General features: G+C 74.0%; 20 protein-coding genes and 2 tRNA genes. 8 read left to right on the forward strand and 14 right to left on the reverse strand.

What is annotated here, in order from left to right; genetic code table 11:
* Positions 1 to 44: 44 nt before the first annotated feature.
* Positions 45 to 1,244, reverse strand: coding sequence for a Vms1/Ankzf1 family peptidyl-tRNA hydrolase (locus tag MT994_RS14715; RefSeq protein WP_021482740.1), 1,200 nt, complete (start codon positions 1,242 to 1,244; stop codon positions 45 to 47).
* Between the two features lie 185 nt (positions 1,245 to 1,429).
* Positions 1,430 to 1,780 (reverse strand): chorismate mutase, encoded by a 351-nt coding sequence (locus MT994_RS14720; protein ID WP_021482739.1) that lies wholly within the window; start codon positions 1,778 to 1,780, stop codon positions 1,430 to 1,432.
* 107 nt (positions 1,781 to 1,887) lie between these two features.
* Between MT994_RS14720 and MT994_RS14725 the strand changes: the two genes are divergently transcribed.
* Positions 1,888 to 3,705: an AMP-dependent synthetase/ligase gene (locus tag MT994_RS14725; RefSeq protein ID WP_354806853.1), complete on the forward strand. Its 1,818-nt coding sequence runs from the start codon at positions 1,888 to 1,890 to the stop codon at positions 3,703 to 3,705.
* Positions 3,706 to 3,824: 119 nt separating this feature from the next.
* On the opposite strand, the gene clpX is transcribed toward MT994_RS14725, so the two are convergent.
* The 6 genes from clpX to MT994_RS14755 form a co-directional block, all read right to left on the reverse strand.
* Positions 3,825 to 5,111, reverse strand: a complete 1,287-nt coding sequence (clpX, locus tag MT994_RS14730; RefSeq protein WP_085388150.1) for an ATP-dependent Clp protease ATP-binding subunit ClpX — start codon at positions 5,109 to 5,111, stop codon at positions 3,825 to 3,827.
* A 202-nt stretch (positions 5,112 to 5,313) separates the two neighbouring features.
* On the reverse strand, positions 5,314 to 6,030 hold the full coding sequence (locus MT994_RS14735; RefSeq protein ID WP_021482022.1) for an ATP-dependent Clp protease proteolytic subunit: 717 nt from the start codon (positions 6,028 to 6,030) through the stop codon (positions 5,314 to 5,316).
* Positions 6,031 to 6,067: 37 nt separating this feature from the next.
* Positions 6,068 to 6,715, reverse strand: a complete 648-nt coding sequence (locus MT994_RS14740; RefSeq protein WP_044144211.1) for an ATP-dependent Clp protease proteolytic subunit — start codon at positions 6,713 to 6,715, stop codon at positions 6,068 to 6,070.
* A gap of 242 nt (positions 6,716 to 6,957) precedes the next feature.
* Positions 6,958 to 8,367 (reverse strand): trigger factor, encoded by a 1,410-nt coding sequence (tig, locus tag MT994_RS14745; RefSeq protein WP_061269281.1) that lies wholly within the window; start codon positions 8,365 to 8,367, stop codon positions 6,958 to 6,960.
* Between the two features lie 167 nt (positions 8,368 to 8,534).
* Positions 8,535 to 9,491, reverse strand: a complete 957-nt coding sequence (locus tag MT994_RS14750; RefSeq protein ID WP_083712041.1) for a DMT family transporter — start codon at positions 9,489 to 9,491, stop codon at positions 8,535 to 8,537.
* Between the two features lie 83 nt (positions 9,492 to 9,574).
* A tRNA-Pro gene (locus MT994_RS14755) sits at positions 9,575 to 9,648 on the reverse strand.
* 189 nt (positions 9,649 to 9,837) lie between these two features.
* Between MT994_RS14755 and MT994_RS14760 the strand changes: the two genes are divergently transcribed.
* From MT994_RS14760 to MT994_RS14775, 4 genes are all read left to right on the forward strand, one after another.
* Positions 9,838 to 9,908 (forward strand) — tRNA-Gly (locus tag MT994_RS14760).
* Positions 9,909 to 10,361: 453 nt separating this feature from the next.
* Positions 10,362 to 11,297 (forward strand): cysteine synthase A, encoded by a 936-nt coding sequence (gene cysK / locus MT994_RS14765; protein ID WP_021482934.1) that lies wholly within the window; start codon positions 10,362 to 10,364, stop codon positions 11,295 to 11,297.
* A gap of 1 nt (position 11,298) precedes the next feature.
* Positions 11,299 to 11,928 (forward strand): serine O-acetyltransferase EpsC, encoded by a 630-nt coding sequence (gene epsC / locus MT994_RS14770; protein ID WP_076406715.1) that lies wholly within the window; start codon positions 11,299 to 11,301, stop codon positions 11,926 to 11,928.
* Between the two features lie 181 nt (positions 11,929 to 12,109).
* Positions 12,110 to 13,159, forward strand: coding sequence for an LLM class F420-dependent oxidoreductase (locus tag MT994_RS14775; protein WP_061269278.1), 1,050 nt, complete (start codon positions 12,110 to 12,112; stop codon positions 13,157 to 13,159).
* A gap of 19 nt (positions 13,160 to 13,178) precedes the next feature.
* Here the strand turns inward: MT994_RS14775 and MT994_RS14780 are convergent, their stop codons facing one another.
* Positions 13,179 to 13,568: an MGMT family protein gene (locus MT994_RS14780; RefSeq protein WP_083712040.1), complete on the reverse strand. Its 390-nt coding sequence runs from the start codon at positions 13,566 to 13,568 to the stop codon at positions 13,179 to 13,181.
* Positions 13,569 to 13,635: 67 nt separating this feature from the next.
* Between MT994_RS14780 and MT994_RS14785 the strand changes: the two genes are divergently transcribed.
* On the forward strand, positions 13,636 to 14,976 hold the full coding sequence (locus MT994_RS14785) for a GNAT family N-acetyltransferase (RefSeq protein ID WP_076406714.1): 1,341 nt from the start codon (positions 13,636 to 13,638) through the stop codon (positions 14,974 to 14,976).
* A 36-nt stretch (positions 14,977 to 15,012) separates the two neighbouring features.
* On the opposite strand, the gene MT994_RS14790 is transcribed toward MT994_RS14785, so the two are convergent.
* Together MT994_RS14790 and MT994_RS14795 are read right to left on the reverse strand one after the other, a co-directional pair.
* Entirely contained in the window at positions 15,013 to 16,020 is a 1,008-nt protein-coding gene (locus MT994_RS14790; RefSeq protein WP_354806857.1) for an Fpg/Nei family DNA glycosylase, read from the reverse strand.
* Position 16,021: 1 nt separating this feature from the next.
* Positions 16,022 to 16,483, reverse strand: coding sequence for a ribose-5-phosphate isomerase (locus MT994_RS14795; RefSeq protein ID WP_021482425.1), 462 nt, complete (start codon positions 16,481 to 16,483; stop codon positions 16,022 to 16,024).
* A gap of 60 nt (positions 16,484 to 16,543) precedes the next feature.
* Here MT994_RS14795 and MT994_RS14800 point away from each other — a divergent pair, with 60 nt between their 5' ends.
* A complete protein-coding gene (locus MT994_RS14800; protein WP_354806859.1) occupies positions 16,544 to 18,598 on the forward strand; it encodes a M13 family metallopeptidase in 2,055 nt (684 codons plus the stop codon).
* A gap of 69 nt (positions 18,599 to 18,667) precedes the next feature.
* On the opposite strand, the gene MT994_RS14805 is transcribed toward MT994_RS14800, so the two are convergent.
* Positions 18,668 to 19,861 carry a hypothetical protein gene (locus MT994_RS14805; RefSeq protein WP_354806861.1) on the reverse strand — a complete coding sequence of 398 codons (1,194 nt, stop codon included), beginning with the start codon at positions 19,859 to 19,861 and terminating at the stop codon, positions 18,668 to 18,670.
* Positions 19,862 to 20,062: 201 nt separating this feature from the next.
* A complete protein-coding gene (locus tag MT994_RS14810; RefSeq protein ID WP_085388806.1) occupies positions 20,063 to 20,662 on the reverse strand; it encodes a DsbA family protein in 600 nt (199 codons plus the stop codon).
* Between the two features lie 252 nt (positions 20,663 to 20,914).
* Between MT994_RS14810 and pepN the strand changes: the two genes are divergently transcribed.
* Complete coding sequence (gene pepN / locus MT994_RS14815) at positions 20,915 to 23,494, forward strand: aminopeptidase N (RefSeq protein ID WP_340698283.1); 2,580 nt, start codon at positions 20,915 to 20,917, stop codon at positions 23,492 to 23,494.
* A gap of 169 nt (positions 23,495 to 23,663) precedes the next feature.
* On the opposite strand, the gene malQ is transcribed toward pepN, so the two are convergent.
* Entirely contained in the window at positions 23,664 to 25,841 is a 2,178-nt protein-coding gene (gene malQ / locus MT994_RS14820; RefSeq protein WP_043658677.1) for a 4-alpha-glucanotransferase, read from the reverse strand.
* Positions 25,842 to 25,909 lie beyond the last annotated feature (68 nt).

Raw genomic sequence — 25,909 nt, forward strand, 5'->3', positions numbered from 1 at the left:
CCCGGCTGCGGCCGGGAAGGGCGTCGTCGTCGGTGGCGGCGGGCCTAGATGATCTCGCCGCGCAGCCGCGAGTCGTCGCCGGACATCGTCGCGGCGACCTCGCGCGGCGTCCCCTCGTCCGCCCAGCGGAGCGTGGCGCCCACGCCCTCGATGAGCTCGACGCTGCCCTCGGGCGCGAACGTCAGCCCGGCGTCCTGCCCGACGGCGGCCCGCACGAGCGCGACCGTGGCGGGCAGCTTCTCCAGGCCGTCGGTCACGCCGAGGGACTCGATCTCCTCGCGAGTCGCCGCGATGTGCAGGGGGCTGGGCCCGATCCACAGCGAGCGGCCGTCGAGCGCGCCGTCCTGCCCGTACTCGTCGGCCAGCACGAGCTCCTTGACCTGGCCGCGCGCGAGCACCGCGACGACGTCCTCCACGGACGTCACCGCCCCGGACTCCCGGCCCTGCTCCTGGCGGAACTCGGCGAGGACCTTCTCGCGGCGACGCTCCCGGTAGCTGTCGAGCGCGTCGGCCACGTTCGCCTCGAACGAGGCCTCGTTGATGCCGGCGCCCCGGCCGCCGCCCGGGACCTCGACCACGAGCTCGGAGATCGCGTGCCCGAGCGCGCCCCGCACGAGCGGCACGGCACGCACGTCACCGGTGAGCAGCACGAGCTCGGGCCGGTACTCGGCCGCCTGGCGCTCCAGCTCAGCGGCGACCGCCTCGGCGTTGCGCTCCCAGGAGTCCTCCGCGCGGGACTCGATGCGCTTGTGCGACAGCCCTCCGGTGCGGACCTTGTTGATGACGTCGTGGCCGCCCTCGACCGTCTCCGGCTCCGCGTAGGGCAGGTGGCCGCCCGCGACGGACCACGTGAGGTCCGCGCCCTGCCGGTCGACGACGACGCGCACGTAGTCGACCGACTCGTCCGCCGCGCGCGCCGCCTGCAGCAGCGCGGGCACAGGTCCCCAGGAGCCCTTCGTGAGCGCCGGCGGGTCCTTGACGACCCGGTCGACGAGCACGCCCGTGTCGTCGGCGATCAGCACGCGCCCGTGGGTGCCGCCCACCCGCGTCGGCCGCAGCACCACCTCCTCGAGGTCGTCGAGGACCGCGTCCGGCGCGCCCTCCTGGTGCAGCTGGCGCCGCACTCCCTTCCAGCGGTTCTCGACCTCGCGGTCCCCGGCCTCGTTGGCGCGCGTCGCGTCGATGTACACCGTCGCGAAGGGGCCAGGATGGCCGAGGAGGGGCTTGAGCCAATCGATCTTCATGCGAACACCTCATGACGTCCGTCGGCGTGGCGGGAGGGCCGCCCGACGCGGCGGTGCCGACGCCCGGGGCCCGCCCTGGGTCCCCACCAGGGTCCGTCAGATCGACGGGGGTCGCCACCGCGCGTCGGGCCCGGGGGGCACCTCGCGCCGGCCTTTCGACCCTCGCCCGGTCCGCTCCCGGGCCGTCAGGAATAGGTGTCGAGGACCGGGGTCCCCTCGCCCGAGGCGGCGTGCTCGGCGGCGATGCGCTCGTGGTGGCGGATGACCTCGTGGACGATGAACGCGCGGAACTGCTCGGCGAACTCCGGGTCGAGACCGGCGGAGCTCGCGATGCCCGTGAGCCGGGCGATCTGCTGGCGGTCCCGGTCCGGGTCCGCGGGCGGGAGCCCGCCCTGCGCCTTGAGCTCGCCCACGCGGCGCGTGAACTTGAACCGCTCCGCGAGCAGGTGCATGAGCGCCGCGTCGATGTTGTCGATGCTGTCGCGCAGGCGGAGGATCTCGTCGGGGACGGCGGGCTGCCCGGGGTCGTTCGTCACCCACCGATCCTAGGGGTGCCCGTCGGGCGTCGAGGAACTCGATACTCGGAGTACGGAGTAAAGTGGCTCGCCGTCCCTCCCTACCGTCCCACTCAGCGGAGAGTTTCATGACGGAACACACGTCGCCGAGCCTCGTCGAGGTCTCCCCCACGGCGACCATCAGCACCCTCCTCACCGACCGTGTCGCGCGCGACCCCCGGGCGACGCTCGTCGAGCGCCGCACCACCGCCGACGGTCCGTGGGAGCGCGTCACCGCGCAGGAGTTCGAGGACGACGTCGTCGCGGTCGCCCGCGGCCTCCTCGCGCGCGGCATCGAGCCCGGCGACCACGTCGCGATCATGTCGCGCACCCGCTACGAGTGGACCCTCCTCGACTTCGCCGCCTGGGCCGTGGGTGCCGTGCCCGTCCCCGTCTACGAGACGTCGTCCGCCGAGCAGGTGCACTGGATCCTGTCGGACGCCGGCGTCCGGCTCGCCGTCGTCGAGACGGCGGCCCACGCGGCCGAGGTCGCGACCGTGCGCGACCGCCTGCCCGGCCTGGAGGACGTCCTCGTCGTCGAGGACGGCGCCGTCGACGCCCTGCGCGCCGCCGGGGCCGACGTCTCCGCCGCGGAGGTCGAGCGTCGTCGGGCCGCGCAGCGCGTCGACGACCTCGCGACGGTCATCTACACGTCCGGGTCGACCGGGCGCCCCAAGGGCGTCGAGCTCACCCACCGCAACTTCGTGCACCTCGCGCTCAACGGCCGGGCCGGCCTCGCCGAGATCCTCGACGCCGACGGCGCACGCACCCTGCTGTTCCTGCCGCTCGCGCACGTGTTCGCCCGGTTCATCCAGGTCGTCGTCGTCGCGTCGAACGCGGTCCTCGCGCACTCCTGGGACACGAAGAACCTCGTCGCGGACCTCGGCTCGTTCCACCCGACGTTCCTGCTCGCCGTGCCGCGCGTGTTCGAGAAGGTCTACAACACCGCCGAGCAGAAGACCGGGACCGGCGCCAAGCGCAAGATCTTCCACTGGGCGGCCAAGGTCGCCATCACCTGGTCCCGGGCGCTCGACACGCCGGGCGGCCCCGCGCTCGGGCTGCGCCTCCAGCACGCCGTCGCGGACCGGCTCGTCTACTCGACGCTGCGCGCCGCCATGGGCGGCCGGCTCACGTACTCCATCTCCGGCGGCGCGCCGCTCGGCGAGCGGCTGGGCCACTTCTACCGCGGGGTCGGGCTGCGCATCCTCGAGGGCTACGGCCTCACCGAGACCACGGCCCCCACGGCCGTGAACCTGCCCGGCCTGACGAAGATCGGGACGGTCGGGCCCGCGTTCCCCGGCACGTCCCTGCGCATCGACGCGGACGGCGAGCTCCTCGTCAAGGGCGACCACATCTTCCGCGGCTACCGCAACCAGCCCGAGCTCACCGCCGAGGCGCTCCAGGACGGCTGGTTCCGCACCGGCGACCTCGGCGCGTTCGACGACGACGGCTACCTGCGCATCACCGGCCGCAAGAAGGAGATCATCGTGACCGCCGGCGGCAAGAACGTCGCGCCGGCCGTGCTCGAGGACCGGCTGCGCGCGCACCCGCTCGTGAGCCAGGTCGTCGTCGTGGGCGACCAGCGACCCTTCATCGGCGCCCTCGTCACGCTCGACGCCGAGATGCTGCCGGGCTGGCTCGCGACGCACGGCCTGCGTCCGATGGACGTCGAGACGGCCGCGCACGACGCCGACGTGCTCGCCGCGCTCGACCGCGCCGTCGCGCACGCCAACGAGGCCGTCTCCCGGGCCGAGTCGATCCGCAAGATCACCGTGCTCACGACGGACTTCACCGAGCAGAACGGCTACCTCACGCCGTCGCTCAAGGTGAAGCGCCGCCTGGTCATCGACGACTTCGCCGACACGATCGACACGCTCTACGGCTCGAAGGTCGGCGCCGACGCCTGACGACCCACCCCCGGCCCCGGTCACGGGTCGAGCAGGAGGTCCTGGTGCGTCCGGGTGACGAGACGGACCAGGACCACCTGCTCGGCCGAGCTACATCGCCTGTTCGACGGTCGGTGGGGTCAGGCGGACTTCTCGCGCGGGGTGCGTGCTCGCGCGGTCGTGGTGCGCGGCACGATCGTGGGATTGACGTTGTCCAGCACGACCTCGCGCGTGATCACGACCCGCTCCACGTCATCACGCGACGGCACGTCGAACATCACCTGCTGCAACACCTCCTCCATGATCGCGCGCAACCCCCGCGCCCCCGTCCCACGCAACAACGCCTGCTCCGCGACCGCCTCGACCGCACCCTCGGTGAACTCCAGCTCCACCCCGTCGATCGCGAACATCCGCTGATACTGCTTCACCAACGCATTCCGCGGCTGGGTCAAGATCCGCACCAACGCCTCACGATCCAACGCCGCCACCGACGCGATCACCGGAAGGCGCCCGATGAACTCCGGGATCAACCCGAACCGGTGCAGATCCTCCGGGCGCACCTGCGCGAACAGGTCCTCCCCCGCACCCGTCTCGATCGGCGCACCAAACCCCACACCCCGCTTGCGCGCCCGCGCCGCCACGATGTCGTCCAACCCCGCAAAAGCCCCCGCCACGATGAACAGCACGTTCGAGGTGTCCACCTGGATGAACTCCTGGTGCGGATGCTTACGACCACCCTGCGGCGGCACCGACGCCGACGTGCCCTCGATGATCTTCAACAACGCCTGCTGCACACCCTCACCCGACACGTCCCGCGTGATCGAGGGGTTCTCCGCCTTCCGCGCCACCTTGTCGATCTCATCGATGTAGATGATGCCCGTCTCAGCCTTCTTCACATCGAAGTCCGCCGCCTGCACCAGCTTCAGCAGAATGTTCTCCACGTCCTCACCGACATACCCCGCCTCGGTGAGCGCCGTCGCGTCCGCGATCGCAAAAGGCACGTTCAACATCCGCGCCAACGTCTGCGCCAGATACGTCTTGCCCGTCCCCGTCGGACCGATCAACAAGATGTTCGACTTCGCCAGCTCCACGTAGTCCGCGTCGTCCGGGTTCGAGGGCTTGGCCTGCTCGCCCGCCTGCACGCGCTTGTAGTGGTTGTAGACGGCGACGGCCAGAGCCCGCTTCGCGGCGTCCTGGCCGATGACGTACTGCTCGAGGAACTCGAAGATCTCCTTGGGCTTGGGCAGCTCCGTGAGACCGAGCTCCGTCGCCTCGGCGAGCTCCTCCTCGATGATCTCGTTGCAGAGGTCGATGCACTCGTCGCAGATGTACACGCCGGGGCCCGCGATGAGCTTCTTGACCTGCTTCTGCGACTTGCCGCAGAACGAGCACTTCAGCAGGTCGGCACCGTCTGAGATACGAGCCACTACGCGTCTCCTTGTCCCGGTGACCGGTCCTCCGCCCGTCGGGTTCGACGGCGCGGGGCCCGGGCACGGCCGAGCGGGTCCTGCTCCCCATTCCACACCACGGGGCCCCCGTTGTCAGGTGGGCTCTCCGCACGGGGCGCAACGTGTCGCGCCGCCGACCCCGGCGGGGACGGCGGCGCGGCGCGTGGTCAGGCGGACCGGGTCACGGCTTGTTGACCGCGACGGCCTTGCGGCTCTCGAGGACCTGGTCCACGAGGCCGTACTCCTTCGCCTGCTCGGCGGTGAGGATCTTGTCGCGCTCGATGTCCTGGCGGACCTGCTCGACCGACTTGCCCGAGTGCAGCGCGAGGGTGTCCTCGAGCCACTCGCGCATGCGGATGAGCTCGTTCGCGTGGATCTCGATGTCGGACGCCTGCGCGTAGCCGCCACCCTCCATCGCGGGCTGGTGGATGAGCACGCGCGCGTTGGGGAGCGCGAGACGCTTGCCCGGCTGGCCCGCGGCGAGCAGCACGGCCGCGGCGGAGGCCGCCTGGCCGAGGCAGACCGTCTGGATCTGGGGCTTGATGTACTGCATCGTGTCGTAGAGCGCGGTCATCGCGGTGAACGACCCGCCCGGCGAGTTGATGTAGAGGATGACGTCGCGGTCCGGGTCCTGGCTCTCGAGCACGAGGAGCTGGGCCATGACGTCGTCCGCGGACGCGTCGTCGACCTGGACGCCCAGGAAGATGATGCGGTCCTCGAACAGCTTGGTGTAGGGGTCCTGTCGCTTGAAGCCGTAGGCGGTGCGCTCCTCGAACTGCGGGAGCACGTAGCGGGCGGACGGCGCACCGCCCGGCAGGGCGATGCCGCCGGGGCGGGCCGCGGGGCCGGCGAGGCGCTGGGCGGTGGACAGGTACTGGGACTCGGCGCTGAAGCTCACGGGTTCTCCTCGGTGAAGTCTGGTGTCCGGTGCGGGGTCAGGAACCCGTGGTGCCGCCGCCGCCGGTCACGGACGACGCGTTGGTGACGACGTGGTCGATGAAGCCGTACTCCAGCGCCTCCTGCGCGGTGAACCAGCTGTCCCGGTCGTTGTCCTTGAGGATCTGCTCGAGCGGCTTGCCGGTCTGCTCGGCCGTGAGCTCGGAGAGCACCTGCTTCATGTGCATGATCAGCTGCGCGTTGATGCGCACGTCGGTCGCCGTGCCGCCGATGCCGCCGGACGGCTGGTGCATCATGACGCGCGCGTGCGGCGTCGCGTACCGCTTGCCCTTCGTGCCGGACGAGAGCAGGAACTGCCCCATCGACGCCGCCATGCCCATGGCGATCGTCGCGACGTCGGGCTGGATGTACTGCATCGTGTCGTAGATCGCCATGCCGGCCGTGATCGAGCCGCCGGGCGAGTTGATGTAGAGCCAGATGTCCTTGTCCGGGTCCTCCGCGGCGAGCAGCATCATCTGGGCGCAGATGGCGTTCGCGTTCTCGTCGCGCACCTCCGAGCCGAGCCAGATGATGCGCTCCTTGAGGAGCCGGTTGTAGATGGAGTCGTTGAGTCCGAGGCCCGGACCCTCGGCGCGGTTCACCGGGGCCGTCGCGTCGGACGGCAGGTACAGCTCGTTCACATCCATCTCCTTCGTCGCTCCCGCGGGTCGCCCCCGCCTGCGCTGCCCTGGCCGGCCGGGACGGCGTCCCGGTCCAGCCGTGCTGCAGTGACCCTAACGCGGTCCGTGCCCGCCGTTCGTCCCGGCGGGCCGCGTTTTCGCTGACGGCGCACCAGCCACCACGCCCCTCGCCGACGACGACGGCCCGCACCCTCGCGTGGAGGGTGCGGGCCGTCGTGGGGACCGTCCGGCCGGGGGCCGGCGACGCGTCAGGCCTTCGTCGCGTCCTTCTCGTCGTCCTCGACCGGGGCGTCGGCGGCGGGGGCGGCCGAGTCGTCCACGAGCGCCTCCTCGACCGGCTCGCCCGCGACGTCCTCGACGGACTCGTCCGCGGCGGCGTCCTCGTCGTCAGAGCCGATGAACTCGGTCAGGTCGACGACGTTGCCGGCGGTGTCCTTGACCTCGATCTGGCGCAGCGCGACGGCGAGCGACTTGGAGCGCGCGACCTCGCCGACCATCGCGGGGATCTGCCCGCCCTGGTCGAGCGACTGGATGAACTGGTTCGGGTCCATCCCGTACTGGCGCGAGGCGCTCACGAGGTACTCGAGGAGCTCGTTCTGCGCGACCTTGATCTCGAGCTGCTCGGCGAGGGTGTCGAGCAGGATCTGGTTGCGCAGGGCGTCCGTCGCCTCGACCGTGACCTCGGCGCGGTGCGTGTCGTCCTCCAGGCGGCCCTCGGACTCGAGGTGGCGGTGCACCTCGGCCTCGACGGCGCCCGCGGGGACGGGGATCTCGACGGCGTCGTTGAGCGCCTTGAGCAGCTCGTCGCGCGCGGCGACGGCCTGGTTCGACGTCTTGATGCTCGCGACCTGCTCGCGCAGGTCCGCGGTGAGCTCCTCGAGCGTGTCGAACTCGGAGGCGAGCTGGGCGAAGTCGTCGTCGGCCTCGGGGAGGTCGCGCTGCTTCACGGAGGTGGCGGTGACGGTGACCGCGGCCTCCTTGCCCTCGTGCTCGCCGCCGGCCAGCGGCGCGTTGAACGTGGTCGTCTCCTCGGCCGAGAGGCCGGTGAGCGCCTCGTCGAGGCCCTCGAGCATGTTGCCCGAGCCGATCTGGTAGCTCACGCCGGAGACGGAGTCGACCTCCTCGCCGTCGATCTCGGCCTTCAGGTCGAGCACGACGAAGTCGCCCTCGGCCGCGGGGCGGTCGACGCCGACGAGGGTGCCGAAGCGCTCGCGCAGCGCGTCGAGGCGCTCGGTGACGTCCTCGTCCGTGACCTCGGCGGGCTCGACGGTGATGGCGAGCGAGTCGAGCGCGGGCAGCGTGATCTCGGGGCGGACCTCGACCTCGGCGGTGAAGACCAGCTGGCCCTCGCCGGCCTTCGCCGGGATCTCGGTGACCTCGACCTCGGGCTGGCCGAGGGGGCGCAGGTTCTCCTCGCTCGCGGCCTGGCGGTAGAAGCCGGAGAGCGCGTCGTTGACGGCGTGCTCGATCACGGCGCCCCAGCCGACGCGCTGGTCGATGACGCGGGGCGGGACCTTGCCCTTGCGGAAGCCGGGGATGTTCACCTGCTCCGCGATGTGCTTGTAGGCGTGGTCGATGCTCGGCTTGAGCTCGTCGTACTCCACCTCGACGGTCAGCTTGACCTTGGTGGGGTCCAGGGTCTCGACGGCGCTCTTCACTTCGATGATCTCCAACTGATCGGGGCGGGCCGCGGGCGGCCGGGGACGGCACCGCACGCGGGCGTACGGGCAACCGTCCCATCGTACGCGAGCGGTCAAGCGCGCCCGACGCGCGGACCCGACCTCGATCCTCGCCCCGAACCTAACGGTGGTCCCGACTCCGATCCTCACCTCGACCCGGGCCGCGGTCCGGGCCGGGGCACGACGAGCAGCACCGCGAGCGCGACGACCGCGGTCGCGACGACGGTCGGCCAGCGCAGCCCCACCACGCCGAGCACGTCGAGCAGGACCGCCATGACCATCTGGCCCCCGACGACGGTCAGCGTCAGGACGAACGTGCCGAGGTGGCGGACGGCGAACGCGGCCGCGACGGTGACGACCGTCCCGAGCGGCCCGCCCAGGTAGAGCCACCACTGCGGGGGCAGCACGACGCCGTCGAGCACGCCGAACGGGACGCCGAGCGCGCACACGAGCGTGATCCCGGCGAGCCCGCCCGTGACCGACGTGAGGGTCGCCACGACCGGGTCGCCCGTGAGCTGCGTGACGCGGCCGTTGCCCGCCTGCTGCCCGCACAGCACCGCGCCGCCCACGAAGAGCGCCGCACCGGCCGCGACGACCGCCCACCCGGGACCGCCTGCGCTGCTCCCGAGCACCGCGATGCCCAGACCGGCGAGCGCCGCGAGGCCGGCGCCCGCACGACGCGGCGTGAGCCGCAGCGGCGCGGGCAGCCCGACGCCCCGCGCGTCGAGCGCGAGCCCGGCGACGGTCTGGCCGGCCACGGAGCAGACGGACGCGACCGCGACCCCGACGAGGGGGATCCCGGCAGCCATGGCGACGACGATCGGCACGCTGCACAACCCGACGGCGAACCACCACCATGAGGCGGACGAGCGCACGACGGCGAGCGTGGACCGGACGCGGCGGCGGGCGACCACCACGAGCACGGTCGCGAGGAGGGTGCCCACGTAGGAGAGCCACGCGGCGAGGACGGGCCCCGTGCCCGCCGCTCCGAGGTCGCCGTTGAGGCGTCCCTGGAGCGAGAGGACCGCACCGCTGCCCGCGGCGACGAGCGCGGCGAGGGTCACGCGGGCTGCCGGACCGGCGGTCGCGGAGGACGGGGTCAACGGGCACCTCCCAGGACGGGACCACCACGGCGGCCCGGACGTCGACGACGTCCCGCGGCGCCCCGCAGGGCGCCGCGCGAAGGTCGGGGTGACAGGATTTGAACCTGCGACCTTCCGCTCCCAAAGCGGACGCGCTACCAACCTGCGCCACACCCCGTCGTCCGCCACGGCGGGCGGACCAGGGGCAAGTGTACTGGCGGGACGGGGCGCGACCGACGTGCCGCCGCGTGGGGAACGCCGCGGCACGGGCGGCCCGCCAGACGTTTGCTAGGGTGGCGGCCGCAGGTCGGTGGCACGCCGTCCCGGGCGGCCGCACAGGCCGACCACCGGGCGAGCCGAGGCCCGCGCGGGCGTAGCTCAATGGTAGAGCCCCAGTCTTCCAAACTGGCTACGCGGGTTCGATTCCCGTCGCCCGCTCCGTTCGTCCCACGACCCCACGGGCGCCCCGCCTCCCCGGCGAGGCGCCCGTCGTCGTTCCTGGGCCCCGCGGACGGCGTTGCAGGGCCGCGCCGCGGACCGATAGCCTCGGGGCACGCGCGCCGTCGGCCCGCCCGGAGCTCCGGGCGACTCCCCCGGCGCGACCGACCAGGAGGAGCGAGGAATGACCGCGACGACCGCGCGTCCTGCATCGCTGCACCGCGCCGCGCCGCGCACCTCCTGTTGTCGCTGTCTCGGCTGCCGCTGACGACGGCCGTCCCCGCGTGCCCCGGCACGCCCGCGCACGCCCCTCGTCCCGCCCGAGCCCGTCCCGTCGCCCGCGCGCGCCCGCGCCGCCCCCGCGAGACGCTGGACCCCGGCCACCGGGCGCGCCCCGCTCCCCATCGGTACCCCCACCCGGCTCACCCCGAGCCGTCGACAGAAGAGGAAGACATGGCACGCATCTACGACGACGTCACGCAGCTCGTCGGCAACACCCCGCTGGTCCGGCTCAACAAGCTCACCGAGGGGCTCGGCGCCACCGTGGTGGGCAAGCTCGAGTTCTACAACCCCGCCAACTCGGTCAAGGACCGCATCGGCGTCGCGATCATCGACGCCGCCGAGGCGTCCGGCGAGCTGAAGCCGGGCGGGACGATCGTCGAGGCGACGTCCGGCAACACCGGCATCGCGCTCGCGATGGTGGGTGCGGCGCGCGGGTACGACGTCGTGCTCACGATGCCGGAGACGATGTCGAAGGAGCGCCGCGCGCTGCTGCGCGCGTTCGGTGCCGAGCTCATCCTCACGCCGGGCTCCGAGGGCATGAAGGGCGCGGTCAGCCGCGCGGACGAGATCGTCGCCGAGCGCGAGGGCGCGATCCTCGCCCGCCAGTTCGCGAACGAGGCGAACCCGGAGATCCACCGCCGCACGACGGCCGAGGAGATCTGGGCCGACACCGACGGCGCGGTCGACATCGTCGTCGCGGGCATCGGCACGGGCGGCACCATCACGGGCGTCGGCCAGGTGCTCAAGGAGCGCAAGCCCGGCGTGCAGATCGTCGCGGTCGAGCCCGAGGAGTCGGCCATCCTCAACGGCGGCCAGCCCGGCCCGCACAAGATCCAGGGCATCGGCGCGAACTTCGTGCCCGAGATCCTCGACACCTCGGTCTACGACGAGGTGATCGACGTCAACGCCGAGACCGCCGTCGAGTACGCGCGCCGCGCCGCCAAGGAGGAGGGCCTGCTCGTCGGGATCTCCTCGGGCGCCGCGATCGCCGCCGCGCTGCAGCTCGCCGCGCGTCCCGAGAACGCGGGCAAGCTCATCGTGACGATCATCCCGTCGTTCGGCGAGCGCTACCTGTCCTCCGTCCTCTACGCCGACCTGCTGGACTGACGTGACCGACCCCCACCCCCGCGCACGGACGGCCGGCCACCGGCTGCGCCGGTTCGTGCGCGTGCTCGGCGAGGACCTCGAGGCGGCCCGACGGCGGGACCCCGCCGCGCGCAGCCGCCTCGAGGTCGCTCTCGCGTACCCCGGCGTGCACGCCGTGTGGGCCTACCGGCTCGCGCACCGCATGTGGCGCGAGCCCCTGCTGCGCCTGCCGGCGCGGCTCGTGTCGCAGGCGGCGCGCGCGCTCACCGGCGTGGAGATCCACCCCGGCGCGCGCATCGGCCGACGGCTGTTCATCGACCACGGGATGGGCGTCGTCGTGGGCGAGACGGCCGTGGTCGGCGACGACGTCGTGCTGTTCCACACGTCGACGCTCGGCGGGCGCTCGATGAAGCGGGGCAAGCGGCACCCCACGCTCGGCGACCGGGTCGTCGTCGGCGCCGGGGCGAAGATCCTCGGGCCGGTGTGGGTCGGCGACGACGTCCAGGTCGGCGCCAACGCCGTCGTCGTCAAGGACGTGCCCCCGGGCGCGGTCGCCGTCGGCGTGCCGGCCACCGTCCGGATGCCGGCGGGCACGCCCGCCGCGCGGGAGGCCGTCGAGGACCCGTCGCTCCTCATCGAGTACGTCATCTGAGGAGGACGCCGGGGGCGGCCCCGGATCGGCTAGTGTGGTCGTGGGCGGTACCTGAGACCGCGCGTACCGGATACCCCCCTGCCCGGTGCGCCCTCGGGTACCGCCCGCTCACCGCCGGCCGCAGCCGCCCGTCCGTGGCCGCCGGTCCCGGCACCACGACCCTCGACGAGGAGGAGCGCGCATGCGCCTCGGCATCCACACCGGCTACTGGTCCGCCGGTCCCCCCGACGGCATCCAGGACGCGGTCGTCGCGGCCGACCGCCTCGGCGTCGACTCTGTCTGGACCGCGGAGGCCTACGGCTCCGACGCGTTCACGCCGCTGGCGTGGTGGGGCTCGCGCACGACCCGCATCCGCCTCGGGACCGCCGTCGCGCAGGTCTCCGCGCGCACCCCGACCGCGACGGCGATGGCCGCGCTGACGATGGACCACCTCTCGGGCGGCCGGTTCGTCCTCGGCCTCGGCGTCTCCGGGCCGCAGGTGGTCGAGGGCTGGTACGGCCAGCCGTACGCGAAGCCGCTCGCACGGACCCGCGAATACGTGCAGGTCGTGCGCGACGTCCTGCGCCGGGAGGCGCCCGTGACGTCGTCCGGCCCGCACTACCCCCTCCCCCTGCCCGACGGCGTCGGGACCGGGCTGGGCAAGCCCCTGCGCTCGACCGTCCACCCGCTGCGCGCCGACCTCCCGATCCACCTGGCGGCCGAGGGGCCGAAGAACATCGCGCTCGCCGCCGAGATCGCGGACGGCTGGCTCCCGCTGTTCTACTCGCCGCGCATGGACGCGACGTTCCGCGAGCTCCTCGCGGACGGCTTCGCGCGCCGCGCGCCCGAGCGCTCGCCCGAGTCCGCGTTCGAGGTGAGCGCGACCGTCCCCGTCGTCGTGCGCGAGCACGTCGAGCAGGCCGCGGACCAGGTGCGCCCGTTCCTCGCGCTGTACGTCGGCGGGATGGGCGCCAAGGGGGCGAACTTCCACCGCGACGCGCTCGACCGCCTCGGGTACGCCGAGGCGTGCGACGAGATCCAGGCGCACTACCTCGCGGGACGCAAGGACCTCGCGGCCGCCGCCGTCCCGACGGCGATGGTCGAGGACGTCGCGCTCGTCGGCCCCCCCGAGAAGATCGCGAGCGACCTCGCGGCGTGGCGCGAGACGGCGGTGACGACGCTCCTCGTCCAGGGCGACGCGACGGCCGTGCAGACGCTCGCCCCGCTCCTCGCGGCCCCGACCCCGGGCTGACCGGCCCGGCGCCGCGCGGTCAGCCGTCGGCGCCGGGGAACCACACCGCCCGGCGCAGGTCCACGCGACGCCCGTCGCGCGACAGCGGGCAGCCCTCGGCGCGGAGCTCCGCGAGCGCCGCGTCGAGGTGGTGCGCGGGCGGCGACCCCGCCGCGTTGACGATCCGCCACCACGGCACGGGGGTGCCGTCGTCGTCCACCCCGGACGACCCGGCGAGCACCTGCCCGACCTGGCGCGGGCCGCCCCGCCCCAGCGACTCCGCGACGATCTCCGCGACGAGCCCGTAGGTCATGGCCCGCGCGGGCGGGACGCGCCGCACGAGGTCGAGCACCGCGGTCGCGTACTCCTGGGCGAGGGCGCGAGGGTCGGCGCGGTCGTCGCCGCCGCGTCCGGGGGTGCGTCGTGCCATGGCGCCCGACCCTAGCCGTCGCGAATGTCCTGGCGCGAGCACGGCCCGGGACAGGAGGATCGGGGGCATGAGCGACCACCGACCCGCACGCCTCCCCGACGGCTACGAGCTCGTCCCCCTCACGTCCGCCGACCTGCGCGACGTGCTCGACCTCGACACCACGACGTTCCCCTCGCCGGTGGAGGTCGACGAGCTCGTCGACCTCCCGTTCCCGCTCACGTGGGAGCGCGCGCTCGGCGTGACGGTCGAGCGCGAGGACGCGGACGCGCCGCCCGTCGACGGCGCGCGTCCCGTGCGGCGCGAGCTCGTGGGGATGCACGCGTCGTACCCGTTCGCGCGCTTCCCGGTCCCCGGCGCGACCGCTCCGGTCGCGGGCCTCACCTGGGTGGGCGTCCACCCCGCGCACCGGCGGCGCGGCATCCTCAGCGCGATGATCGACACGCACCTCGCCCGGTGCCGCGAGCGGGGCGAGCCGGTCTCGGCGCTTTTCGCGGCGGAGGCCGCGATCTACGGCCGGTTCGGGTACGGCAAGGCGGCCGACGACGTGCGCCTCACCGTCCCGCGCGGCGTCGCGCTGCGCGACGTCCCGGGCGCGGAGCGGCACACCGTCCGCATCGAGCGCGCGGACCGCGCGCGGCACGGCGAGCTCGTCGCGACGATCCACGAGCGCGCGGGCGCCGACCCGACGGGCCAGGGCGCGGGCATCAACCGTCCGGGGTGGGCGACACGCGAGACCCCCGAGCTCCAGGCGACGTTCTGGGACGACGCCAAGGTCTGGCGCAAGGACCGCGAGCCCACGCGCATCGCGATCGTCGAGCTCGACGGCGAGCCGCGCGGGTACGCGCGCTTCCACCGCAAGCTCTCCTGGGAGGTGACGGGCCCGCGCGGCCCGGTGAGCACGGGCGAGGTCGTCGCGCTCGACGCCGCGGCCGCCCGCGCGCTGTGGGGCGTGCTCACCGACCTCGACCTCACGCACGAGGTGACGCCCTTCATGCTGCCGGTGGACGACGTCGTCACGAGCCTGCTCGTGGACCCGCGCTCCGCGTCGCCGCGCCTCGCGGACAACCTCTGGGTGCGGGTCGTGGACGTGCCCGGCGCGCTCGCCGCGCGCCGGTACGCCGCGGACGTCGACGTCGTGCTGCACGTGACCGACGAGCGACTGCCCGACAACGCGGGGCGCTGGCGGCTGCGGGCGGAGGCCTTCGGCCCGGCGACGGCCGAGCGGACCGACGACGCGGCGGATGTCTCCCTCGACGTGCGCGAGCTCGGCGCGACCTACCTGGGCGGGACGTCGCTCGCGGCCCTCGGCGCGGCAGGTCTGGTCACCGAGCACTCCCCCGGCGCGCTCGCGCGCACGAGCGCGGCCCTCGGCTGGCCCGTCGCCCCGGTGTGCAGCTGGGTGTTCTGACCGGTCGGGCGCACCCGGTCCCGGGTGCGCCCGCCGTCACGTCTGGCAGACGCCGCACCAGAAGAGGTTGCGCCCCGCGAGCTCCTTGAGGAGCACCGGCGTGCCGCACCCCCGGCACGGCAGCCCGTCGCGGTGGTACACGTAGAACGCCTCGTCCGCGGGCACGGCGCCGGGAGCGACGTCCGTGTTCTGCCGCACGCGCCGTCGTCCCGCTCCCGCCTCGTCGGGGGCCTCGCCCGCGCCGTCGTCGCGGTGCTCGGGGCGCGTCGTGACGATCGCGCCCGTGCGCGCGCCGTCGCGCATGAGCACGACGAGGTCGTCCCACAGGGTCCGCAGGTCCTCGGCGGGCACGTCGCGGCCGGGGCGCATCGGGTCGAGCCCGGCCCGGAACAGCGCCTCCGCGCGGTAGATGTTCCCCACGCCCGCGACGACGTCCTGGTTCATGAGGAGCAGCCCGACGGGGCTGCGCGAGCGCCGCACCGCGGCGACGAACGCGTCGCGCGGGTCGGGCTCGCCGGGGCCCGGGTCGCGGATCGGGTCCGGACCGAGCCGGTCCTCGACCGCACGCTTCTCGTCGTCCGTGACGACCTCGCACGCCGTCGGGCCCGTGAGGTCCGCGACCGCGTGCGCGCCGACGAGCCGGACGCGCACGGCGCCGCGCGGCGGCGGGGGCGACCAGGCGTCGTCGGGCGCGCCGGGCACCTCCCCAGGGCCCGCCGGGACGGTCTCGCGCTCGCCGATCCGGCGCCGGGGCGCGCCGATCGCGTGCACGACGGCGGTGCTGCCGTCGCCCGCGAACGTCCACGCGCCGTAGAGGCCGAGGTGCACGCGGAGCCAGCGGACGTCGTCGGACGCGCCGCCCGGCCCCGCGAAGCCGAGGAACATCTGCTTGCCCCACGCCTCGCTCGCGACGAGCACGCGGCCGTCGAGCAGGGCGGCTCCCGCGGCGAATCGGCCCTGCGGGCTGCTCACCGCGAGCGGCTCGCCCGTGAACAGCTCACCGAAGGCGCGCGCGAGGCGGTGGACGGTGTGGCCCTCGGGCACGTCAGGCCGAGGTGCCGCGCGCCGCCTCGTACGCCGCGAGCTGGTCGATGCGGCGCTGGTGGCGCGGGTCGCCGCTGAACGGCTCCGCGAGGAACGCGTCGACGAGCGCGACCGCCTCGTCCACCGAGTGCTGGCGCGCGCCCACCGCGACCACGTTCGCGTCGTTGTGCTGGCGCCCGAGGCGCGCGGTCTCCAGGTTCCAGGCGAGCGCCGCGCGCACGCCGACGACCTTGTTCGCCGCGATCTGCTCGCCGTTGCCCGAGCCGCCGATGACGACGCCCAGCGAGCCGGGCTCCGCCGCCACCGCCTCGCCCGCCGCGAAGCAGAACGACGGGTAGTCGTCCTGCGCGTCGTAGGTGTGGGCACCGTGGTCGACGACGTCGTGACCCGCCGCCCCCAGGTGCTCGACGAGATGGGTCTTGAGCTCGTAGCCGGCGTGGTCCGCGGCGATGTGAACGCGCATGGGCTCATCATGCCCCAGCGGGCCCCCTCGCCGCCGGGGTGAGGCCGTAGCCTGAGACGCATGACACAGACCTCCCCGACGTCCACGCCTCCGTCCTCGTCCGGCCCGGCCGACGCGGCGCGCTCCGGCATCGACCTCGACGCGCTGGACCCCGCGGTCCGCCCGCAGGACGACCTGTACCGCCACGTCAACGGCCGCTGGCTCGCGACGCACGAGATCCCTGCCGACCGCGCGATGGACGGCGCGTTCCGGGCGCTCCACGACCAGGCCGAGGTGCACGTCCGCGAGATCATCACGGACCTCGGGGAGCAGGTCGCGGCAGGCGGCGCGGACGTCGGGCCGGACGCGGCGAAGGTCGGGGCCCTCTACGCGAGCTTCATGGACACCGAGCGGATCGAGGCGCTCGGCACCACGCCGCTGCAGCCCGACCTCGCGCTCATCGCGTCCGCCACGACGCAGGCCGAGCTCACCGGGGCGCTCGGCGCCCTCCAGCGCACGGGCGGCGCGGGCGCCGTCGGCTTCTGGGTCGACAACGACGCGAAGGACCCCGAGCGCTACGTCGCCTACCTCTACCAGTCCGGGCTCGGCCTGCCGGACGAGGCGTACTACCGCGAGGACCAGTACGCCCCGGTGCGCGAGAAGTACGTACCGCACGTCGCGCGCATGCTCGCGCTCGCGGGCGTCACGTCCGAGACGTGGGGCGCGTCGCCCGAGGACGCCGCCGAGCGGATCGTGGCGCTCGAGACGAGGCTCGCCGCGAAGCACTGGGACGTCGTGCGCGACCGCGACGCCGACCTCACGTACAACCCGCGGACGCTCGCCGCGCTCGTCGAGGAGGCCCCCGGGTTCGACTGGCGCGCGTGGGTCCTCGCGCTCGGCGCGCCGCAGGGCTCGCTCGACGACGTCGTGGTCCGCGAGCCGGACTTCGCGGCCGGGTTCGCCGAGCTCTGGGCGAGCGAGCCGCTCGAGGACTGGAAGCTGTGGATGGTGTACCACCTCGTCACCGCCCGGGCGCCCTACCTCTCCGACGACCTCGTCGAGGCGAACTTCGACTTCTACGGGCGCACGCTGTCGGGCGCGCAGGAGGTGCGCGAGCGCTGGAAGCGCGCCGTCTCCGTCGTCGAGGGCGCGCTCGGCGAGGCCGTCGGCGCGCAGTACGTCGCGCGGCACTTCCCGCCCGCGCACAAGGCGCGCATGGAGGAGCTCGTCGCCACCCTCGTGGCCGCCTACCGCGAGTCGATCACGACGCTCGACTGGATGACGGACGAGACGAAGGAGAGGGCGCTCGCCAAGCTCGAGGCCTTCACCCCGAAGATCGGCTACCCCGTGCGGTGGCGCGACTACTCGGCGCTCGTCGTCGACGCGCACGACCTCGTGGGCAACGTGCGCCGCGCCCACGCGTTCGAGCAGGACCGCGAGCTCGGCAAGATCGGGCGCCCGCTCGACCGCGACGAGTGGTTCATGACGCCGCAGACGGTCAACGCCTACTACAACCCGGGCATGAACGAGATCGTCTTCCCCGCCGCGATCCTGCAGCCCCCGTTCTTCGACCCCGAGGCCGACGACGCCGTGAACTACGGCGGCATCGGCGCGGTGATCGGCCACGAGATCGGTCACGGCTTCGACGACCAGGGCTCCAAGTACGACGGCGCGGGCCGCCTCGAGGACTGGTGGACGGCGCGCGACCGCGAGGAGTTCGAGAAGCGCACGACGGCGCTCGTCGCCCAGTACGACGCGTACCGCCCCGCGCAGCTCGGCGAGGACGGCCCGCACGTCAACGGCGCGCTGACCATCGGCGAGAACATCGGCGACCTCGGCGGTCTGTCGATCGCGCTCAAGGCGTACCGCATCGCGCTCGGCCGTCCGCTGGAGGAGGCGCCCGTCGTCGACGGGCTCACGGGCATCGAGCGCGTGTTCCTCGGCTGGGCCCAGGTGTGGCAGTCGAAGGGCCGGGACGAGGAGGTCGTGCGCCGCATCGCGACGGACCCGCACTCGCCCAACGAGTTCCGCTGCAACGGGGTCGTGCGCAACGTGGACGAGTTCTACGACGCCTACGACGTGCAGCCGGGCGACGCGCTCTACCTCGCCCCCGAGGAGCGCGTGCGCATCTGGTGACCCCGGACGCGCGAAGGGCCCGCGGCGGGTCGTCCCGCCGCGGGCCCTCCTGCGTGGTGGTCGGGCCGGTCAGAGCGTCCGGATGCCCGCGCGCGCGATGGTGAAGCCCTTGCCCGTGGCGTCGTCGCGGCACGTCATGCCGGTCTCGGCGCTGTCGCACGTGAAGGGGCCGACCGTCGTGGACGTGCCGTAGTCGAGGATCGCGGTGTCCCCCGGCGCGGGCTGCGGCTGCTCCGCCGCGGGCACGCACGGCTGGTCGACGCTGCCGTCGGCGTCCAGGACGACCTTGTAGCCGACCGTGCCGTCGCACCCGTCGACCGGGGCGGGCTGCGTGCCGAGCTGGGCGATCACGCACGTCGCGCTGACGTCGGTCACCTCGCACGTGATGTTCCGCGACTCCGACGCGAACGTCTCGGACACCGTGGGCTCGGCAGGCGCCGGCTCCTCGGCACCGTCCGTGGCGGTCGCCGCCGGGGACGTCGACGCCCCGCCGAGCGGTTCCTCGTCGCCGCCGCCGAGCAGCGAGATCGCGAAGACGATCGCCCCGAGGACGAGCAGCGCGTCGACGACGATGAACGCGATCCACCCCGCGCCCAGCCGGTTCGAGCCGCGACCGCCGCCGTCCCCGCCGCGCCCGTCGCGCCGACCGGTCGACGGGCCGGACGGGGCGCCCGTCCCTCCCGACGAGGCTCGCGGGGCGGCGGCGGCCGGGGCTGCCGAGGCCGGCGGGTGGTAGGCGGGCTGCTGCGCGGGCGGCGTGGCGGCCGCGTAGGCGGGCTGGGCGGTCGGCTCGTACGCCGCCGTCCCGCCCGCGTACGGACCGGCCGCGGCGTGACCGGCTGCCGTGTCACCCGGCGCGTAGCCGGGACGGCCCGCGGCCGTCCCGACCGGGGCCGCGACGCCGAACCCGTTCTGCTCGGTCGCGTAGCGCACGCGCTGCGGCGGCACCGGTGACGGCGAGGGCGCCGGGACCGCGGGCTGCGCGGCCGTCGGGAGCTGGGTGATCGGCGTCACGTGCTGGACCGTCGTCGCCTGGAAGGACGCCGCCGACGCGACGACGGTCGGCTGGCCGTCCGCGGGCGTCGCGCGCGGCGCCTGGGCCGTCGGGCCGCTCGTCGGGGCGAACGAGGGCGGCCCCGAGGTCGCGTGCGCGGGCACGGGGGCGAACGCCGTGGTCGGCTGGGCGTCGTCACGACCGACCGCGGCCCCCGGGACGCCGCCGGGAGGCGGCGGCGGCGGTGGCACGGGTGCGTTCGGGGACATGCTCGGCTCCTCGCGGGCTTCCTCGGCGGACTCGCCCGGCGCGACCGGGCGGCGGGCGCTCCTGACACCGCCCGCGAACTGACGAAGCATGGCACGAGCCACCCGCACCGGTCGAACCCCGGGAGCACCGCGACGCCCTCGCCCCCGGGGCCTGCACGACGTCCGCACGACGTCCGCACGAGGGCGGCGCCGTGCCCGACGTCAGTCGAAGACCGGGCCCTGCGTGCGCGTGCGCTTGAGCTCGAAGAAGCCCGGAGTGCTCGCGACCAGGACGCACCCGTCCCACAGCCGCCCGGCGGCCTCGCCCTTCGGCGCGGGCGTCACCACGGGACCGAAGAACGCCGTCCCGCCGAACGCGACGACGGGCGTCCCGACGTCCTCGCCGACGCGGCCGATGCCCTCGGCGTGCGACGCGCGCAGCTGCTCGTCGTAGGCGTCGGAGCCCGCGGCGTCGGCGAGCGACGCGGGCAGGCCCACCTCCGCGAGCGCCTCGAGCAGCACGGCGTCGTAGTCGGTGCGGCCGCCCGGGTGCAGGCGCGTCCCGATCGCGTCGTAGAGGGGCTTGACGACGTCCTCGCCGTGCTCGACGCGCGCGGCGGTGACCACGCGCACCGGGCCCCACGCCTTCGCCATGAGCTCGCGGTACTCCTCCGGCAGGTCGCGGCCCTCGTTGAGCACCGCGAGGCTCATCACGTGCCAGCGGACGGTGACGTCGCGCACCTGCTCGACCTCGCCCATCCAGCGGCTCGTCATCCACGCCCACGGGCACACGGGGTCGAACCAGAAGTCGGCGACGCGCAGGTCGTCCTCGGTCGCGGTGGGGTCGGTCGTCGCGGTGAGCGTCACGGGGCGGTCTCCTTCGTCGTCGGGCGCGCCCGGGGTCCGGGTCGCCGGGGCGCGGCGGCCGGGCCGACGGCGTCCCCACCCCGTTCCGACACCGCGCGACCGCAGCGTATTCCCGGGAGCGGGCGCGGGCACGCGTGGGATGATCGTCCGTGGCCCACAGGCCGCCGTCGAGGCCGACCGGCCCGACCACGAGACCGAGGAGATGCAGTGCCCGGAGAGAACCTCACCCGCGCCGAGGCGAGCGAGCGCGCGGCGATCGTCGACGTCCAGTCCTACGAGGTCGACCTCGACCTCACGACGGGGGCGACGACGTTCGCGTCGACGACCGTGGTGCGGTTCACCGCGACCGAGGGCGCGAGCACGTTCGTCGACCTCGTCGCGCCGACCGTGCGCGAGGTCGTGCTCAACGGCCGTGCGCTCGACCCGGCGCAGGTGTTCGCCGACTCGCGCATCGCGCTCGACGGCCTCGCGACCGACAACGAGCTGCGCGTCGTCGCCGACTGCGCGTACACCAACACGGGCGAGGGCCTGCACCGGTTCGTCGACCCGGTCGACGGCGAGGTCTACCTCTACACGCAGTTCGAGGTCCCGGACTCGCGGCGCGTGTTCGCCGTCTTCGAGCAGCCCGACCTCAAGGCGACGTTCGCGTTCACGGTCACCGCACCCGCGGCGTGGGAGGTCGTGAGCAACCAGCCGACGCCCGCGCCCGAGGCGCTCGGCACGAAGGCCGACCCGACCGGCACCGGCGCCGGCGACGTCGAGGTCGCGCGCTGGGCGTTCGAGCCGACGCCGCGCATCTCGTCGTACATCACCGCGCTCGTCGCGGGGCCGTACGTCGTGGAGCGCAGCGAGCTCACGTCGTCCGACGGCCGCACGATCCCGCTCGGGGTCTTCTGCCGCGCGTCGCTCGCCGACCACATGGACGCCGACTACGTGTTCGACAAGACGCGCGAGGGCTTCGCGTTCTTCGAGTCCGCGTTCGAGCACCCGTACCCGTTCGACAAGTACGACCAGCTCTTCGTGCCCGAGTACAACATGGGCGCGATGGAGAACGCCGGGTGCGTGACGTTCACCGAGACGTACGTCTTCCGGTCCAAGGTCACTGACGCCGTCAAGGAGCGTCGCGTCGTGACGATCCTCCACGAGCTCGCGCACATGTGGTTCGGCGACCTCGTGACCATGAAGTGGTGGAACGACCTGTGGCTCAACGAGTCGTTCGCGGAGTACGCGTCGACGCTCGCGACCGCCGAGGCGACGGAGTGGCGCGAGGCGTGGACGACGTTCGCCGCGATGGAGAAGTCCTGGGCCTACCGCCAGGACCAGCTGCCCTCGACGCACCCCATCGTCGCGACGATCAACGACCTCGAGGACGTGTTCGTCAACTTCGACGGCATCACCTACGCCAAGGGAGCGTCGGTGCTCAAGCAGCTCGTCGCGTGGGTCGGCAAGGAGCAGTTCCTCGCCGGCGTCGCGGCGTACTTCCGCAAGCACGCGTGGGGCAACACCGAGCTGCGCGACCTGCTCGTCGAGCTCGAGGCCACGAGCGGCCGCGACCTCACCGAGTGGTCCGCGCTGTGGCTCGAGACCGCGGGCGTGAACACCCTGCGGCCCGAGTTCGACCTCGACGCCCACGGCCGTTTCACCACGTTCTCCGTGGTGCAGACGGCGGCGGCCGACCACCCGACGCTGCGCCCGCACCGGCTCGGGATCGGCTTCTACGACCTCGTTGACGGCGTGCTCACGCGCGTTCACCGCACCGAGGTCGACGTGGCCGGGCCGCGCACCGAGATCCCCGAGCTGCTCGGCCTCGACCGCCCGCAGCTCGTCCTGCTCAACGACGACGACCTCGCGTACGCGAAGATCCGCCTCGACCCCGCGTCGCTCCAGGTCGCGACCGAGCACCTCGCGGACCTCGCCGACCCGCTCGCCCGCTCGCTCGTCTGGGGCTCCGCGTGGGACGCGACGCGCGACGGCGAGACGCCGGCGAGCGACTACGTGCGCCTCGTGCTGGGCAACATCGCCCGCGAGACCGAGTCGACGACGATCCGCACCACCCTCAACCAGCTCGCGCTCGCCGCGAAGACGTACGTGGCCCCGGAGCGCCGCGAGGAGACGCTCGCGCACGTCGGCGACGTGCTCTGGTCGCTCGCGCAGGACGCGGCCCCCGGCTCGGACCTGCAGTTCCAGCTCGTGAAGTTCTTCGCGCACCTCGCGTCGACGCCCGCGCACGGCGAGGCGCTGCGGTCGCTGCTCGACGGCTCCGCGGCCCTCGACGGGCTCGAGATCGACACCGACCTGCGCTGGGAGATCCTCGAGGGGCTCGTCCTGCTCGACCTCGCGGACGACGCCGAGATCGAGGCGACGCTCGACGCCGACTCGACCGCGACGGGCCAGCAGTCCGCCGCGCGGGCCCGCGCGACGGTGCCCACCGCCGCGGCGAAGCGCGCCGCGTTCGACCGCCTCGTCGGCTCGGACGACGCCCCCAACGCGATCGTCCGCGCCACCACGCTCGGGTTCCAGCACGTCAACGACCCCGAGTCGCTCGCGCCGCTCGTCGGCGCGTACTTCGACGCGCTGCTCCCCCTGTGGGACCAGCGGTCGTACCACATCGCCGAGGCGCTCGTCACGGGTCTCTACCCGGCCCCGCTCGCGAGCACGGTGCTGCGCGACGCGACGCAGGAGTGGCTCGACGCCAACGCCGACGCCGCCCCGGCGCTGCGCCGGCTCGTGGTGGAGAACCTCGCCGGCGTCGAGCGCGCCCTCGCGGCCCAGGCCGCCGACGCCTGACCCCTCGGGTCAGCACCCTCACGACCGCGCGCCGGGTCGCTCCGTCCGACGGAGCGGCCCGGCGCTCGTCGTCCCGCGCGGGTCCGCGACCAGCCGGTACCGGCGTCGCGAGCAGGTGGTCCCGGTGCGTGCGGCGAGCGGGACGGGCCGGGACGGCCTGCTCGGCCGGTCAGAGGGAGTCGTTCATCGCCTTGGCGAGCGAGCGCAGGCGGGCGGAGTCGAAGAGATCCTCGAGCAGGACGAGGTTGCCCGACGAGTCGCCGAGCGGCACCTTCCAGTTCGGGTACTCCTGGTCCGTGCCCGGCTGGTTCTGCGAGCGGCGCTCCCCCACGGCGTCGGCCAGCGAGACGCCGAGCAGCACCGCCGGGGTGCTGCGGACGAGGCGGTGCAGGGCCTCGACGAGCTCGCGCTCGGACGGGTCCTCGCCCACGAGCGAGCGCTCGCGCAGGAACGCGATCATCGCGTCCCGCTCGGCGCGCGCGGCCCGCCGCACGTCGGCGACGTCCTCCGTGAGCACGCCCAGACGGTCCCGCAGCTCGACGTGCTCGCCCGCGAGGTACCCGGCCGTGGGCGGCAGGTCGTGCGTCGTGACGGTCGCGAGCGCGAGGCGCCGGTAGTCCTCCGGGGGAAGGGGACGGCCGTCGTCGGTCTTCTCGAACCACAGGACGGACGTGCCGAGGACGCCGCGGTCCGCGAGGTAGTCACGGACCCAGGGCTCGAACACGCCGAGGTCCTCGCCGATGACCATCGCGCCCGCGCGGTGCGCCTCGAGGCACAGGATGCCGACGAGGGCCTCGTGGTCGTAGCGGACGTACGCGCCCGCGTCGGCGCGCGCCCCGCCCGGGATCCACCACAGCCGGAACAGGCCGATGACGTGGTCGATCCGGATCGCGCCCGCGTGCCGCAGGACGGTGCGCAGCATGTCGCGGTACGGGGCGTACCCGGCCCGCGCGAGCGCCCGCGGGTGCCACGGCGGCTGGGACCAGTTCTGGCCCTGCTGGTTGTACATGTCCGGCGGCGCCCCGACGGACACCCCGGTGGCGAGCACGCCACGGTGCGACCAGACGTCGGCGCCCTCGGGGTGCACGCCGACCGCGAGGTCGTGCATGATCCCCACCGACATGCCCGCCTCGCGCGCGGTGCGCTGCGCGACGCGGAGCTGCTCGTCGGCGACCCACTGGAGCCAGCAGTAGAACTCGACGCGGTCGGCGAGCTGCTCGCGCAGCGCCGCGACGGTCGGGCCGTTCGGGTCGGACGCGCCGGGCGGCCAGTCCCGGTCGCCGTAGTGGTCGGCGAGCGCGCACCACGTGGCGAAGTCCTCGAGCCCCTTGCCCTGCTCGGCGCGGAACGCGTCGAGCGACGCCTGGCGGGCGGTGGACCGGGGCGCGGTGAACACGACCTCCAGCGCCGCCTTCTTGGCCTCCCACGCGGCGTCGCGGTCGATGGGACCGGGGTCGGTGTCGAGGTCGCGCACCGGGTCGAACGCCCACTCGACGAGCGAGCGGTCGGCCGCGGACAGGTACCCCGTCTCGCGGATGTCCTCGACCCTGATGTACAGCGGGTTGACGAAGCGGCGGCTCGTCGGGAGGTAGGGCGAGGGCGTCATCGGCGTGCGCGGCTCGGCGGCGTGCAGCGGGTTGACGAGGACGAAGTCCGCGCCGGCCTCGTGCGCGGCGAGCCAGGCGAGGTCGGCGAGGTCGGCCAGGTCGCCGACGCCCCACGACGCGCGCGAGCGCACCGAGTACAGCTGGGCCATGAAGCCCCACGCGCGCCGTTCCGCGACGGCGGCGGGCAGCTCGAGCCGCTGCGGCGTCACGACGAGGGTGGCGCGCGCGTGGGCGCCGTCGCTCTCGGCGTGCAGGTCGTGCCACCCGAGGGGCAGGTCGGCCGGGATCTCGAACGTCGCGCGGCCGACGCGCCGGCCGTCGACGGTACGCGGCTCGACGAACACGTCGAGCTGGCCGAGGTCGCGGCGCTCCCGGGGGGCGCGCGCGGCGTGGTGCCCGGCGACGCCGGAGCGGCCCTGCTCCGCCTCGAGCTCGACCCAGACGTCGACGGCGGCGCCGTCCTGCACGTGCACGGGGACCGGCACGGCGTCACCCTGCCGGACGACGACGGTCGGGGGCAGCATCTGCCGCCACGCGTCGTCGCGCGAGTGCTCGAGGCTGACGGCCACCTTCTCCGGGGACGACGCGGGGACGCCGAGGGCCTCCAGCACGGCGACGAGGGTCGAGGCCCGGACCTGGCGGCGCGTCCCGTCGAAGTCCCAGAAGTCGGACGCGACGCCGTGGGCGTCGGCCAGCTGCACCAACGGCTCGGGCAGGTCCGTCTGCGGGGGTTCGCTCACGCCTGCATCCTGCCAGACCAGGGCCTTGCCAGCAGGACGATCGCCCGGCGTGCCCGGGGCGCTCTCAT

The sequence above is a fragment of the Cellulosimicrobium sp. MI9406 genome (genome assembly GCF_040595865.1).
Taxonomy (GTDB): Bacteria; Actinomycetota; Actinomycetes; order Actinomycetales; family Cellulomonadaceae; genus Cellulosimicrobium; species Cellulosimicrobium funkei.

Coding starts and splice junctions, on each gene's coding strand:
- MT994_RS14715 (WP_021482740.1), bottom strand. CDS start 1,244: ATGAAGATCGATTGGCTCAAGCCCCTCCTCGGCCATCCTGGCCCCTTC.
- MT994_RS14725 (WP_354806853.1), top strand. CDS start 1,888: ATGACGGAACACACGTCGCCGAGCCTCGTCGAGGTCTCCCCCACGGCG.
- MT994_RS14740 (WP_044144211.1), bottom strand. CDS start 6,715: ATGGATGTGAACGAGCTGTACCTGCCGTCCGACGCGACGGCCCCGGTG.
- cysK (WP_021482934.1), top strand. CDS start 10,362: ATGGCACGCATCTACGACGACGTCACGCAGCTCGTCGGCAACACCCCG.
- MT994_RS14775 (WP_061269278.1), top strand. CDS start 12,110: ATGCGCCTCGGCATCCACACCGGCTACTGGTCCGCCGGTCCCCCCGAC.
- MT994_RS14780 (WP_083712040.1), bottom strand. CDS start 13,568: ATGGCACGACGCACCCCCGGACGCGGCGGCGACGACCGCGCCGACCCT.
- MT994_RS14785 (WP_076406714.1), top strand. CDS start 13,636: ATGAGCGACCACCGACCCGCACGCCTCCCCGACGGCTACGAGCTCGTC.
- MT994_RS14795 (WP_021482425.1), bottom strand. CDS start 16,483: ATGCGCGTTCACATCGCCGCGGACCACGCCGGCTACGAGCTCAAGACC.
- MT994_RS14800 (WP_354806859.1), top strand. CDS start 16,544: ATGACACAGACCTCCCCGACGTCCACGCCTCCGTCCTCGTCCGGCCCG.
- MT994_RS14805 (WP_354806861.1), bottom strand. CDS start 19,861: ATGTCCCCGAACGCACCCGTGCCACCGCCGCCGCCGCCTCCCGGCGGC.